Origin of the sequence: Streptomyces sp. sk2.1 (assembly GCF_008120935.1) — a bacterium.
Classification (GTDB): Bacteria; Actinomycetota; Actinomycetes; order Streptomycetales; family Streptomycetaceae; genus Streptomyces.
This window is the reverse complement of sequence record NZ_RDBO01000077.1, coordinates 1,668,739-1,682,685: the sequence shown is the minus strand read 5'-3', so window position 1 is coordinate 1,682,685 and position 13,947 is coordinate 1,668,739. Positions and strand designations below refer to the sequence as shown.

Annotated in this window: 10 protein-coding genes; 1 reads left to right on the top strand and 9 read right to left on the bottom strand. The window is 74.4% G+C overall.

Going from position 1 to position 13,947, the window contains the following annotated elements:
* The first annotated feature begins 57 nt into the window (after positions 1-57).
* Complete coding sequence (locus EAO76_RS34625; protein WP_148840036.1) at positions 58-2,622, top strand: FtsX-like permease family protein; 2,565 nt, start codon at positions 58-60, stop codon at positions 2,620-2,622.
* 110 nt (positions 2,623-2,732) lie between these two features.
* Here the strand turns inward: EAO76_RS34625 and EAO76_RS34620 are convergent, their stop codons facing one another.
* The 9 genes from EAO76_RS34620 to EAO76_RS34580 form a co-directional block, all read right to left on the bottom strand.
* Positions 2,733-3,020, bottom strand: coding sequence for a hypothetical protein (locus EAO76_RS34620; protein WP_148840035.1), 288 nt, complete (start codon positions 3,018-3,020; stop codon positions 2,733-2,735).
* 220 nt (positions 3,021-3,240) lie between these two features.
* On the bottom strand, positions 3,241-4,173 hold the full coding sequence (locus EAO76_RS34615) for a LysR family transcriptional regulator (RefSeq protein ID WP_148840034.1): 933 nt from the start codon (positions 4,171-4,173) through the stop codon (positions 3,241-3,243).
* Positions 4,174-4,273: 100 nt separating this feature from the next.
* Positions 4,274-5,470, bottom strand: a complete 1,197-nt coding sequence (locus EAO76_RS34610; protein ID WP_148840033.1) for a glycine C-acetyltransferase — start codon at positions 5,468-5,470, stop codon at positions 4,274-4,276.
* Positions 5,471-5,553: 83 nt separating this feature from the next.
* Positions 5,554-6,582, bottom strand: a complete 1,029-nt coding sequence (gene tdh, locus EAO76_RS34605) for an L-threonine 3-dehydrogenase (RefSeq protein ID WP_148840032.1) — start codon at positions 6,580-6,582, stop codon at positions 5,554-5,556.
* A 266-nt stretch (positions 6,583-6,848) separates the two neighbouring features.
* On the bottom strand, positions 6,849-8,978 hold the full coding sequence (locus EAO76_RS34600; protein WP_148840031.1) for a bifunctional serine/threonine-protein kinase/ABC transporter substrate-binding protein: 2,130 nt from the start codon (positions 8,976-8,978) through the stop codon (positions 6,849-6,851).
* A gap of 6 nt (positions 8,979-8,984) precedes the next feature.
* Positions 8,985-11,123 carry a bifunctional serine/threonine-protein kinase/ABC transporter substrate-binding protein gene (locus EAO76_RS34595; RefSeq protein WP_148840030.1) on the bottom strand — a complete coding sequence of 713 codons (2,139 nt, stop codon included), beginning with the start codon at positions 11,121-11,123 and terminating at the stop codon, positions 8,985-8,987.
* Positions 11,124-11,128: 5 nt separating this feature from the next.
* Entirely contained in the window at positions 11,129-11,845 is a 717-nt protein-coding gene (locus EAO76_RS34590; protein WP_376036909.1) for a hypothetical protein, read from the bottom strand.
* Between the two features lie 314 nt (positions 11,846-12,159).
* Positions 12,160-12,798: a GNAT family N-acetyltransferase gene (locus tag EAO76_RS34585; RefSeq protein WP_148840028.1), complete on the bottom strand. Its 639-nt coding sequence runs from the start codon at positions 12,796-12,798 to the stop codon at positions 12,160-12,162.
* Positions 12,799-12,942: 144 nt separating this feature from the next.
* Positions 12,943-13,827, bottom strand: a complete 885-nt coding sequence (locus EAO76_RS34580; protein WP_148840027.1) for a peptidase S1 — start codon at positions 13,825-13,827, stop codon at positions 12,943-12,945.
* Positions 13,828-13,947 lie beyond the last annotated feature (120 nt).

Here is a 13,947-nt window from a genome sequence, read left to right as displayed (position 1 = left end):
AAGGCGCGGAGGTCCGGGCCCGAGGAGCAGCGGCCCGGTGCGGAGGTGCGGCACGGGATGCGGCGGGCCTCCGCGTTCCTGGCCCGCCGCTCGCTGCGGGCCCATCGCCGGGCCTGGACCGCGGTGTTCGTCGCGACGGCCGCGGCGGCGGCGCTGATCGGCGCGTTCGCCCTCGTGCTCGGTTCGCTGCTGCTGGCCCGGCCGCCGGTGGAGCGGTACGCCGGGGCCGACGCCGTGGTGACGGCCGACCAGCGGGTGACGTACACGGCGAAGCCCTGGGGCAGCGAACCGCGGACCGTGAGCGCGTACCTGTCCGAACGGGTGCGCCTGGACCGCTCCGTGGTGGCGCGGGCCGCCGCGGCCGACGGGGTCGCGAAGGCCGTCGCGGACGACTCGGTCCCCCTGGCCGTGGGCGGCGCCGCCGCCGTCGGGGTCCCGGCCGTGGGCCGGTCCTGGGCGTCCGCCGCGCTCACCCCGTACCGGCTGACGGCCGGGCACGCGCCGAGGACCGGGAGCGAGGTGGTCGTCGACCGGGCCGTGGCCGCCGCCACCGGGAGCGGGCCCGGCAGCCGGGTGACCCTGCGGGCGGACGGGGCCTCCCGGCCGTACACCGTCAGCGGGGTCGCCGACACCGGTCGCCGGGGCGGCTCCCCCGCGGTCTTCCTCACCGAACGCAGGCTCACCGACCTGGCCGGCCACCCCGGCACGGTCGATGCCGTCGGCATCGTCGCCGAGCAGGGCGTCCCGGCCGGGGCGCTGCGGGAGTCGCTGGCCGGGGCGCTGCCCGACCGGGCCCGCGGCGACCGCGGGATCCTGGTCCTCACCGGCCCGGAGCGCGGCCGGGCCGAGCACCTCGACGCGCTCGGCGCACGCGCCGAACTGCTGCCCCTGCTCGCCTCCGTCGCGGCGACCGTCCTCATGGTGGCGCTCCTGGTGATCGCCACCACCATCGCCCAGGCCGTGCACCAGCGGTCCGGCGAACTGGCGCTGCTGCGCGCGGTCGGGGCGACACCCCGGCAGCTCAGGTCCGCCGTCGGCCGCGAGGCGGGCCGGGTCGCCGGGTACGCCGCGCTGCTGGGCGGTGCCGGTGCCCTGCCGCTGGGGCTGGTGATGCGGTCGCTGCTGACCACGGACGCGCTGCCGCTGCCCGTACCGGTGTGGCTGCCGGTCGCGGCGGGTGCCGCGGGGGCGGCGCTCATCGCCCTGGCCGCCCGGCCGGTGGCGCTGCTCGCGGCCCGGTCCGTCACCCGGGTGCGGCCCGCCGACGCGCCGGGTGCGGCACGGGCGGCCGAGCCGGCCGAGCCGGGCCGGTTCCGCACGATCGCCGGAGCGGTCCTGGCGGTGGCCGGGGTCGGTTCGGCCGGTGCGGCGACGGCGCAGGGCGGACAGGCGGCGGCGGTGGCCGCATCGGGTGCGGCGACCTCGCTGATCATCGCGGTGGCGCTGCTCGGTCCGTGGATCGCCCGGGGCGCGACCCGGGTGCTGGGGACGCCGGTGCGGCGGCTCGGCGGGGCCTCCGGTTTTCTGGCCGCCAGGTCCGCCGCCGCGCACCACCGGCGTCTGGGGGCGGCGATCACCCCGGTCGTGCTGGTCGTCGCCTTCGTCTGCGTGCAGTTGGCGGCGGGTTCGACGCTGGAGCGGGCGGCCGGCCGGGAGGCCGCCGCCGCGCTCCGGGCCGATCTGGTGGCGACCGGGCCGGGCGGGCTGCCCGCCGACGCGGTACGCGCGGTGCGCGGGGTTCCCGGGGTGGCCGCGGCGACCGGTGTGCTGCGGTCCACCGTCGTCCTCGCCCGCCGCGAGCTGGGCGAGCCGGTGCTGGACCGGTTGCCCGTGCTGGGCGTGACGGCGGACGGGCTGTCCGGCACCCTCGACCCGGGCGTCACGGCGGGCGACCTGGCGGGGCTGAGGGGCCGCGGCACGGTCGCGGTCGGCGAGGACCGGGCGGCCGACCTGGACATCGGCACCGGCGACACGGTGGAACTCCGCCTCGGCGACGGCGCCCGGGTCCGGCTGCGGGTGGTGGCGCTCTACGAACGGGCCCTGGGAATCGGCGAGTTCATGCTGCCGCGCGAGCTCCTGGCCGGGCACGTCTCGGCCCCGTACGACCAGCAGGTCCTGATCCGCTCGGCGGACGGCGGCGCGGTCGCGGCCCCGGCGCTGCGGCGTGCGCTCGCCCCGTACCCGGGGGCGCGGGTCGGTGCGGCGACGGCGGACGACGTACGGATCGCCCCGCCGACGTCGGACGGGGACGACGCCCTGGTCGTCATCGGTGTCGGGGTGATCGGCGGCTTCGCGCTGCTCTCCGTGGTCAGCACCCTGTCCCTGATCTCGGTGGGCCGCCGTCCGGAGCTGCGCCTGCTGCGCGTGGTCGGCGCGGGCCGCCGCCAGGTGCGGCGGATGCTGGTCCTGGAGACCGGTCTGGTGGCGGTGGCGGGCCTGGCCGTCGGCACGCTGGTCGCGGCGGTCCCGTTGACGGCGTTCGCGGTGTCGGCGGCCGGTTCGGTGCCGTATCTGCCACCGGCGCACTACGGGGTGCTGGCGCTGACCGTGACGGTGGCGGCGGGGCTGGGCACGATGTGGCCGGGCACGGCCGGGGGCCGGTCCGTCCTCCGCCGGGGATGAACGCGTGGGCCCCCGCGGGCGGTGGTGGTCCCGGGGCCCGCCCACGGCTCCGGGACCACTACCGCCCGCGTGTCCCGCCTCGAAGCGGCGGGACCGACGGGGCCGGCCGGTCAGCTCTGCTCGCCCTGGTCCTGCTCGGACCCCTCGACCTCGAAGGTGAGGGGGCTCTCGTTCAGCAGCCCCTTCACCCAGGTGCTGATGTCACCGGTAGTGACGCTCTTGTCGTTCGTGTTCTGCAGGACGTGGTGCGAGTCCTTCACCTGACTGACCCCGGCGTCACCCGGACCGCTCTCCTTGACGATGATGATGTCCGATGCCGTCGCCGCGGTCGCGGTGACCGCGCACATGCCTGCCACCAGGCCGAATACGGTCGCCGCGCAGGCAAGAATCCTCTTCATGGTCGATCTCCCGTGTGTGGGGCAGCGTGTGCCGCGGGTGCGGCAGCGGGTGCTGCGGGTGCGGCAGCGGGTGCTGCGGGTACAGGCGTCGATGTACCCGCCCCCGGACCGGGATGATCACTCTTCGGAGTCGTTCACCTCACCGGTGGGCCGCCGATGAGCCGAGGAGCGGTCCGGCTCCGGGCCCGGCCGTCGGTGGGTGTCCCGGTGCCGCGTCCGGTCACGAGGACGCCGGCAGCGGCAGCGCGGCCTCCCGGCCCGCGGCAGCGGCCAGCGCGTCGAGCACCGGGGCGATCAGCGGGTGCCCCTCCGCCCCGTGCCGCACCGCGGCGAAGACCCGGCGGGTCGGCGCGCTGCCCTGCACCGGCCGCACCACCACCCCCGTCAGTTCCATCCCCCGCAGCGCCGACCGCGGCACCAGCGCCACCCCGGCCCCSGCCCCGGCCAGCGCGACCACCGCCCGGAAGTCGTCCGAGGAGTGCTCCATCCTCGGCTGGAACCCGGCGAACTCGCAGGACAGCACCACCACGTCGTGGCAGGGGTTGCCCGGGTACGGGCCGATCCACGGGTCCTTCTCCAGGTCGGCGATCGCCACCTGCTCCCGGTCGGCCAGCCGGTGCCCCACCGGCAGCACCGCGTCGAACGGCTCGGAGTACAGCGGCACCCGGGTCAGCCGCAGGTCGTCCTCGCCCGGCGCGCCCCGGTACTCCACGGCCACCGCCACGTCGACCTGCCGGTCGAGGACCATCGGCACGCTCGCGTCGCCCTCCGCGTCCTGGACCCGGACCCGGATGCCGGGCGCGGTGAAGGCCAGTTCGGCGATCGCGGGGGCGAGGACCAGGCCGATGCCGGTGGCGAACGCGGCGACGGTGACCGTACCGGCGTCCCCCGAGCCGTATGCGGCCAGTTCCGCCTCGGCCCGCTCCAGCTGGGCCAGCACCGCGTTGGTGTGGGTCAGCAGGATGTCCCCGGCGGGGGTGAGCCGGGCCCCGCGCGCGCCGCGCTCGACCAGCCGGTGCCCGGTCTCCTGCTCCAGCGCGGCGAGCTGCTGGGAGACCGCGGAGGGGGTGAGGTACAGCGCGGCGGCTGCGGCCGTCACCGTGCGATGGTCCGCCACCGCACGCAGGACGCGCAGCCGCCGTGAATCGATCATGTCCCCATTGTCCCAGGTCACGGAGGTGACCCGGCCGCCCGGGTGAGACCTCGGGCGGATGGGCGGACGGGGCGCCCGGACAGCGGCCCCGTCCGCCCCGTCACTGTTCCCCGAGTGCCGCGCGCGCGTCGACGAACGCGTCCACGGCCCGGTTCACGTCCTCGGTGGAGTGGGCGGCGGAGAGCTGGACGCGGATGCGGGCCGCGCCCTGCGGGACGACCGGGTACGAGAACCCGATCACGTACACCCCGCGCTCCAGGAGCAGTTCCGCCATCCGGCCGGCCTTCGCCGCGTCCCCGATCATGACGGGGGCGATGGCGTGGTCGCCGGGCAGGACGTCGAAGCCCTCCGCGGTCATCCGGGTGCGGAAGAGCTCGGTGTTCGCGTTGAGCCGCTCGCGCAGGTCGCCGGCCGCCTCCAGCAGGTCGAGGACCTTGAGCGAGGCCGCCGCGATGACCGGGGCGAGGGAGTTGGAGAAGAGGTACGGGCGGGAGCGCTGGCGCAGCAGCGCGACGATCTCGGCGCGGGCCGCGACGTAGCCGCCGGACGCGCCGCCGAGCGCCTTGCCGAGGGTGCCGGTGATGATGTCGACGCGGTCCATCACGTCGTGCAGTTCCGGGGTGCCGCGGCCGCCGGGGCCGACGAAGCCGACCGCGTGCGAGTCGTCGACCATGACCATGGCGTCGTGGCGCTCGGCGAGGTCGCAGATCTCGCGCAGCGGGGCGACGTAGCCGTCCATGGAGAAGACGCCGTCGGTGACGACGAGCCGGCGGCGGGCGCCGGACGCCTCCTTGAGCTGCTTCTCCAGGTCCGCCATGTCGCGGTTGGCGTAGCGGAAGCGCTGGGCCTTGGACAGCCGGATGCCGTCGATGATGGAGGCGTGGTTGAGGGCGTCGGAGATGACCGCGTCCTCCGGGCCGAGGAGGGTCTCGAAGACACCGCCGTTGGCGTCGAAGCAGGAGGAGTAGAGGATCGTGTCCTCCTGGCCGAGGAACGTGGAGAGCCGCTGCTCCAGCTCCTTGTGGACCTCCTGGGTGCCGCAGATGAAGCGGACCGAGGCCATGCCGTAGCCCCAGCGGTCCAGCGCCTCGTGGGCGGCGGCGATCACCTCGGGGTGGTCGGCGAGGCCCAGGTAGTTGTTGGCGCAGAAGTTGAGCACCTCACCGGGGCGCCCGCCCGCGGTGACGGCGACGGACGCGGACTGCGGGGTGCCGATCACCCGCTCGGGCTTGTGCAGCCCTGCGGCCTCGATCTCTTCGAGGGTGGTGCGCAGGTCGTCGCGTACGGAGTCGAACATGAGGGGTGTCTCCCAGCTGTCTACGGTGGCGTCGTCCGGGGGTGTCGGCCGTCCGGGGCGTCGGTCGGTCCGAGGGGCGTCGGTCAGGAGGTCCAGTCGAGGATGATCTTGCCGCCGCGGCCGCTCGCCGCGTCGTCGAAGGCCGCGTCGAAGTCGCGGTAGTCGTAGCGGCCGGTGATCACGGGGGCGAGGTCGAGGCCGCCCTCCAGGAGCACGGACATGGCGTACCAGGTCTCGTACATCTCACGGCCGTAGATGCCCTTGATGGTGATCATCGAGGTCACGATCCTGGACCAGTCCACCGCGAACTCCTCGGACGGCAGTCCGAGCATGGCGATGCGTCCGCCGTGCGTCATGTTCGCGATCATGTCGCGCATCGCCTCGGGCCGGCCGGACATCTCCAGGCCGATGTCGAAGCCCTCGCGCAGGCCGAGGCGCCGCTGTCCCTCGGCGATGGTCTCCTCGGCGACGTTCAGGGCGAGGTTGGCCCCGACCTTCCGGGCCAGTTCCAGCCGGGCCTCGCTGACGTCGGTGATGACGACGTTGCGGGCGCCCGCGTGCCGGGCGACGGCGGCGGCCATGATGCCGATCGGCCCGGCGCCGGTGATCAGTACGTCCTCGCCGACCAGCGGGAACGACAGCGCGGTGTGGACGGCGTTGCCGAACGGGTCGAAGATCGCGGCGACGTCGAGGTCGACGGGGGTGCGGTGCACCCAGACGTTGGACGCGGGCAGCGCGACGTACTCGGCGAACGCCCCGTCCCGGCCGACGCCGAGGCCGAGCGTGGCACGGCACAGGTGGCGGCGGCCGGCCAGGCAGTTGCGGCACTTCCCGCACACCAGGTGGCCCTCGCCGCTGACCAGGTCGCCGACGTTGATGTCGACGACGTCGGCGCCGGTCGCCGCGACCTCGCCGACGAACTCGTGTCCGAGGACGAGCGGGGTGCGCACGGTCTGCTGCGCCCAGCCGTCGTAGTTGCGGATGTGCAGGTCGGTGCCGCAGATGCCGGTGCGGAGCACCTTGATCAGCACGTCCGAGGGGCCGATCTCCGGCTCGGGCACGTCCATGAGCCAGAGTCCCGGCTCGGCCTTCTGCTTCACGAGTGCCTTCACGGCGGTGGCTCCCTGCGCTGGTACGGCGTTGAGTGCCCCGGGCCGGAGGCAGCCTTGCGCAGGCCCGCGGCCCGGGGAGGAATGAGAGGGACGGGTTCCATGGCAGCGCGCGTCGATCGGCTGCCGCGCACCATCCTCCGCCGTCACGGAGAAATCTGCCGCACCCCGCGCCACAGGTCCATCGAGGTTTTCTTAAACGCGCCCGCAGCTCCACTTCATGCCCCCGTCCGGCGCACATCCCCCGTCCGGTATCCGGACGGTCCGGCTCACACCTTCAGGTAGGGCCCCAGGAAGCGGGCCCGGCCGCCCTCGACCCGGTAGAGGAAGAGGCCCGTCCGGTAATCCACCGACCGGGTCGGGGCGAACTCCAGGGTGCGGCTGATGCCTTTGTGGGTGGTGAGGAAGAGGCGCTGGGTGATGCCCTCGCGCGGGGCCCCGTCGGCGCTGGTGGTGCGGGTGGCGTCGGCGATCAGCCCGACCGCGTCGTACGCCTCTGCGGCCCAGCGGGCGGGGACTGTGCCGAAACGCTCGCGGTAGGCAGCGGTGAACGTCTTGGCTGCGGGCATCGCGGCGGGATCGCCATACGCCTCGGCGAACACCCAACCCTCGGCGGCCTTCCCGGCCCCGTCGAGGAAGGCGGGCGCGAGGACCGGGCCGGTGGACGCGCGGGCGCCGGTGAACCCGGCGGCGGCCAGGGCCACGGCGCAGCGGGCTCCCCGGGCGGGGGAGGTGGAGGCGAGGACCACGGCGTCCGCGCCCGCATCGAGGACCGCGCGGGCCGCCGGGCCGAAGTCGTCGACGCCTGCCTTGACCTGGTGCACGGTCAACGTCGTGCTCTCGGGCGTGATCTCCCTGAGGGTGTTCCTGATGGCCCAGGCCCCCACGGGGTCGGCGTCGTCCTCCACGACCATCACCCGCTTCGCCCGGCGGGTCAGGACCAGGTAGTCCACGAGGCCGTTGGCCAGGTCGTCGTCCAGGGCTCGGAGCAGGCAGAGGTTCTGGGTGGCGGCCGTCTCGACGGTGGTTCCCCCGGCCGAGACGACGACCTGGGCGATTCCGGTGCGTTCGTAGCGCTGGACGACGGTCGCGTCGATGACGTCGCTGGTCGGGCCGACGACGGCCAGCACCTTCGGGTCGGCGGCCAGCCGGTCGGCGACGCGCAGGGCGCGGGCGGGGTCCCCGGCGTCGTCCTCGGCACGCAGGGCGAGCCGGAAGGTGGTGCTGGCGCGGGCGTTGTGGTCGTCGACGGCCAGTTGCATGCCGCGCCGGTGCGCCAGGCCGACCGCCCGGCCGGGGCCGGTGAGGTCGGCGTGCAGGCCGATGGCGTGGACGGGGACGCTACGGGTGGGCTTCCCGGCCCCGTTGGTACGCCGGTCCACCGCCGTCCAGGCCGCCACCGCGCCGCCCCCGAGCAGCACCGCGGCGGCCCCGGCGGTCAACACGGTGCGCCGGGAGGGGCGGGAGGATACGGGTCCCCCGGCGGAGGTGGGCGGCTCCGGGACCGGGGCCGGGGCCGGAATGTCGAGGGCGGCGGCCGAACGCGCGGCGATCAGGGCGGACAGGCCGGGCGGCGCCCAGGCGGCCGGGTCCGCGCCGGGCGGTGCGGCCAGCAGCTGGGCCGCTTCCCGGGCAGTGGGCCGGTCCCCCGGCTCCTTGGCGAGACACGCCTCGACGAGCGGCAGCAGGGCGGGCGGCATCCCGTCCAGGTCCGGCTCGTCGTGCACGGTGCGGTACAGGACGGACGCCGCCCCGCCGTCCCCGAACGGGCGGCGGCCGGTCGCCGTGTACGTGAGGACGCAGCCCAGCGCGAAGACGTCACAGGCGGGCCCGACCGACTGCCCCGACGCCTGTTCCGGGGCGAGGTAGCCGGGGGTGCCGATCACGGCGTCGGTCGCGGTGATCGCGGTGGCGCCCTCGTGGCGGGCGATGCCGAAGTCGATGAGTCGGGGCCCGTCGAGCGCGAGGAGCACGTTGGCCGGTTTGAGGTCGCGGTGGACCAGTCCGGCCGCGTGCACCGCGTCGACCGCTTCGGCGACCCGGGCGCCGAGTGCCCGGACGGTCGCGGGCGGCAGGGCGCCCTCGGCGACGACGACCTCGGCGAGCGAGGGGCCTGGCACGAACACGGTGGTGAGCCAGGGTTCGTGCGCCTCGGTGTCGGCATCCGTCACCGGCACCACCCAGGGGCCGTCGACCCGGCGGGCGGCCTCGGCCTCGCGCCGGAACCGGGCCCGGAAGCCGGGGTCGGCGGCGTGCTCGGCCCGGATCACCTTCACGGCGACGAGCTGCCCGCCGCCCGTGCGAGCCAGGTAGACGACGCCCATGCCGCCGGTGCCGAGGCGGGCCAGGAGGCGGTGGCCGCCGATGCTCCGGGGGTCTTCCGGGACGAGGGGTCGCATGCCGGATCAGCCCGTCTTTGCGGGGGCCGCGCCAAGGTAGCGGAACACACCGTCCCGGACGCCGTGGAGGTGGCCGTCCGCGCCCTTGAGCCGGTAGCCGTCGGTGAAGGAGTAGGTGCGGGAGATCCCCCGGTACGTGGACGAGGAGATCTTCGCGACCAGCGCGGACCGAGCGGGCGGCCGGTCCTTCCGGGCGAGGGCGGTGACGGCGGCGAGGACCAGCCCGGCCGCGTCGTACGCCTCGACGGCCCAGGGAGCGGGGGCGCCGCCGTACTTCTTGCGGTGCGCGGCGGCGAACTCTTTCACGGCGGGGGCAGTGGCGCCGATCCAGGGCGCGACGAACTCCCAGCCCTCGGCGGCGGCCCCGGCGTCCTTCAGGAAGCGGTCGCCGATGGCCGGGTGCATGGCCATGCGCGGGCCCTTGTAGGGGGTGGCGGCGAGCTCCCGGGCGGTGCGGGCGGCCCCGGCCGGGTCCCCGGCGTGGAAGAAGGCGTCGCTCCGGTGCGTGAGCATGTCGTCGACAACCGGGGCGAGGTCGCGGGTGCCGGCGGGCACCACGCGCGGATAGGTGGTCCCGTCCGTGGTGTCGACGACGAACCGGTTGAGGTAGTAGCCCGCCAGGTAGGCGGACTGGCCCCCGGCCCGGTCGACGAGTACCCCGAGCCGCTGCACGTCGGGGCGGAGCACCAGCCGGTTGCGGATCGCGTAGGAGAGCGCGACGTCGGACGGGACGGCCTGGAAGAAGGGCCTCATCGACCGCGCGGCGAAGGTGATCTGCTGGGATGACACGGTGACGATCGGCAGCATCGCCTCGTCGTAGGTTCCGAGCACCGCGGTGGTGACGGGGTCGTCGGTGGGGCCGACGACGGCGAGCACGTCGCGGTCCCGGGTGAACCGCTCGGCGGCGCGCTTGCCCTCGGCGGTCGCGCCCCGGTCGTCGATCGCCTTCACCCGCAGCGTGAACGGCTTGTCGGTACGGGAGTTGAACCGGTCGACCGCGAGCCGCACCCCGCGCTCCTGGGCCCGTCCGACAGCGGCCCGGGGCCCGGACAGGTCGGCCTGCACACCGATGGTCCAGGTCCGGGGGCCGGCCCCGCCGGAGCCCGCGGTGTCGTCGTCGCGCAGCCACTCGCGTACGGCGAAGGCGCCGCCTCCCGCGACGGCCACCGCTCCGGCCCCCGCGAGGAGGAGCAGTCTGCGCCGGGACGGGGCGGGGGCGGTGTCCGGGGCGTCGACGTGGGTGGCATCGATGCCTGGCAGGGCGAGGATCTCGGCGGACCGCTCGGCGATCAGCCGTACGACGTCCTCGGGCAGCCAGCCGACCGAGCTGTCCGGGGCGTCCTCGGCGATCCGCCCGTCGAGTGCGGCGGCGGTGGGGCGGGCGGCCGGTTCCTTGTCGAGCATGGCGCCGAGCAGGGCGCACAGTTCGGGGTCGTCGACGCCGCCGAGATCCGGTGCCTCGTGGACGGTGCGGTAGAGCAGGGCGTCCACGGCGCCGCTCCCGAAGGGCGGTCGTCCGGTCGCGGCGTACGCGAGGAGGCAGCCCAGCGAGAAGACGTCACCGGCCGGTCCGACGGCGGCGGCGCCCTCGGTGGCCTGTTCCGGAGCGAGGAAGCCGGGGGTTCCTACCACCAGGTCCGCGGCGGTCAGCGCGGTGGCGTCGGTGACCCGGGCGATGCCGAAGTCGATGAGCCGGGGCCCGTCGGCGGTGAGGAGCACGTTGCCGGGTTTGACGTCGCGGTGGACGAGCCCGGCCGCGTGCACCGAGGCCAGGGCGCGGGCCAGCAGCCGACCGAGGACCCGGACGCTGCGGGCGGGCAGCGGTCCGCAGCGGGCGACCGTCTCAGAGAGCGCGGGTCCGGGCACGAACTCGGTTGCCAGCCAGGGGCGTTCGTCCTCCGTGCCGGATCCGGTCACCCGGACCGCCCAGGGGCTGTCCACCCGGCGGGCGGCCTCGGCCTCGCGGCGGAAGCGGACCCGGAAGTCGGTGTCCCCGGCGTGTTCGGGGAGGATCACCTTGACGGCGGCCAGTGCGCCTTCGGCGGTCCGGCCGAGGTAGACGGCGCCCATGCCGCCGGCGCCGAGGCGTCCCAGCAGCCGGTGTCCGCCGATCCAGGACGGATCCGAGGGCCGCAGCTCTTCCATGCGTCTCAGCCCTTCTTCCTGATGTTCTCGCTCAGCCGGACGAGCATGGCACTCTGGGCCTGGAAGGCGACGGAGTCGATCTCACCGCTCGCCCATCCCTTGGCACCCTTGGCGGTCACGGCGAAGGTGAACCGGAGAATCCGGTCCTGGGACCAGAAGTACGGGTGGGGGCCACCGAGTTCGTCACTGCGGTACTCGCCGGACTCCATCAGCGAGTCGTCCGAGTTGGTCTGGTTGGCCTCGCCCCTGGCCAGGGTGCCCGCACCGAGTCCGCCGATGAACTCGCCCTGGCGCAACTGCTGTGTCGGGCAGCGCATCGACTCCTCCAGCGATCCGGCCATCTCCCACCGCGCGCCGTCGTCCGTGCGGTGGACGGTCACGATCGCGGCCAGTCGCAGTGGCCCCTTGCCCTTGGCGGCGGGCATCTCGAAGGAGCGGGTGAGGGTGGCGAGGATCCCGCGGCCCGGGTCGCCCTGCTGCCACACGCAGTCGGCGCCGAGCACCGGCCAGGTGTCCGGCCCGCTCTCGTACGGGGTGCGGGCGACAATGCCGGGACCGAAGTCGTCAGGGTTGGCGATGACCTTCCCGATGAGGCCGAGGGCGGCTTTCCGGGTGGTGGGCAGTCGCGCCGGGTCGGCGTCGACGACGGGTCCGGCCGTGGCGTCGGACGATCCCTTCGCGCCGGCGATGGCCTTCGAGGCGCTCGGCCGCTTCTTCGCCACGTCTCCGTTCCCGCCCCCTCCGTCACTCCCACCGCACGCGGTCGCCAGCAACAGCGGTACCGCTGCCAGGACTCCGTACCCGCGCCATCCGCGTATCGGCCCGCCGCGCAGCACGATCGACCACCCCCGTATCCCCGAAGTCGCGTCGATCCTATGAGTACGGAAGAGGGGCTGCCGGTTCCCGGGAAAACTATTGCGCCATCAGGATGTCCGGGATTCCCGGACGATCGCCGATATCGGTGACGAACCGACAGATCACTTGCATTTCAAGGGAGTTGTCGTCACCGAACTGGCGTACGGGGGTGTCGTCCGGGCTACTTCCCCTCGTCCCCGGCGGGTTCCGGGTCGGTGGACAGCCGGGCGTGCAGGTGCTCGTCGTGGTACTTGCCGTCGCCGAAGCGGTGGGAGTCGCGCAGGGTGCCCTCGGGGAGGTAGCCGCAGCGGTCGGCCACCCGGCAGGACGCCTCGTTCCCCACGGCGTGGGCGATCTCGATGCGGCGGGCGTCGGCCGTCGCGAAGCCCCAACTCGTCACCGCCCGGGTCCCCCGGGTCGCCAGGCCCCGCCCGCGGGCGGCCGGCAGCAGCCAGTAGCCGATCATCGCCAGCCCGTCCTCGCGGTCGACCCAGCGCAGGTTGACGCCTCCCAACAGGGTGCCGTCGGTGGCGTCCAGGGCGACGAAGGGGGCGGCCGCGCCGCGTTCCCACACTCCGTCGCGGGCTTCCACCCATGCGCGGGCCGCGTCCCGGTCGGCGATCGCGATGGGGTTCCAGAGGGCGATGTCCGGGTCCGTCCCGGCGGCCACCAGGCCGTCCAGCAGGGTTTCCGACCCGGCGTCCTCCCTGGTCCAGGGGCGCAGCACCACGTCTCCCAGATCGAAGGTGGTGCGGACGAAGGACTTGCGGTCGACGGGGCCGGGGTTCTGGGCGGCCTGCGGGGAGGGGGAAGTGCTCATGGCACCTTTGTAATGGAACGGCAAAGCTCTGGCCAGCGATTTTCCGGATCGGCGACACGTCCCGGGCGGCACCGCGCCGCACACCGAAGTCGGCACCGGTGCGCGGCGCGGCGGGTCCCACGGGTCACCTGCCGGACGGCGGGGTCAGGAGAGCGCCAACTCCGTCACGTCGCCCGCCTCCAGGACCCAGGTCGCGCTGAGGCCGCCCTCCTTCACCCGGGCGTCGCCGTCGCCCTTGAGGACGCCGATGCGGTTGCCGGACAGGGCGATCTGGACGGCCTGGTCGTACTCGTGCACCCAGGTCGCACTGAGGCCGCCCTCCTTGACGTGAACCTTGCCGTCGTCCTTGAGGACGCCGATGCGGTCGCCCGACAGTTCGAGCTGGACGACGTCGTCGGCCTCCCGCACCCACGAGGCGCTGAGGCCGCCCTCCTTCACCCAGGCGACGCCGTTGCCCGCGAGGACGCCGATGCGGTTCCCGGCCAGGTCGATGCCGATGGCGTTGTCGGACTCCCTGACCCAGGAGGCGCTGAGGCCGCCCTCCTTCACCCACGCCACCCCGTCACCCGTGATGACACCGATGCGGTTGCCGGACAGCTCCAGCTCCTTGACCTTGACGGACTCCTTGACCCAGGTCGCGTTGAGCCCGCCCTCCTTCACATAGGCGTCGCCGTTGTCCTTCAGGACGCCGATGCGGTCGCCCGACAGCGCGATCTGCTTGACGTCCGTGGCCTCCTTGACCCAGGTCGCGCTGAGGCCGCCCTCCTTCACCCACGCCACTCCGTCACCGGTGAGCACACCGATGCGGTTGCCGGACAGGGCGATCTGCTTGACGTTCCCGGACTCCTTGACCCAGGTGGCGCTGAGACCGCCCTCCTTCACGTAGGCGTCGCCGTTGACGCGCAGGGTGCCGATGCGGTTGCCGCCGTCGCCGGAGACCGTGCCGGGCGCCGCGCCGGCCGTGGCCGCACCGGCGAGACCGGCCAGGGCCAGAACGGCCGTCGCCACGGAGAGAGTCTTGAGATTCAACGGAGTAACTCCTCTGCTCGGATGACCCCTTGGGCCCATCGAGCGGTGCCCTCGGGGGAATCGATCGATCCGAAGACGACCAACGACCGACGGGGCGGCCGGTGCCTGGGCCATTGAGGT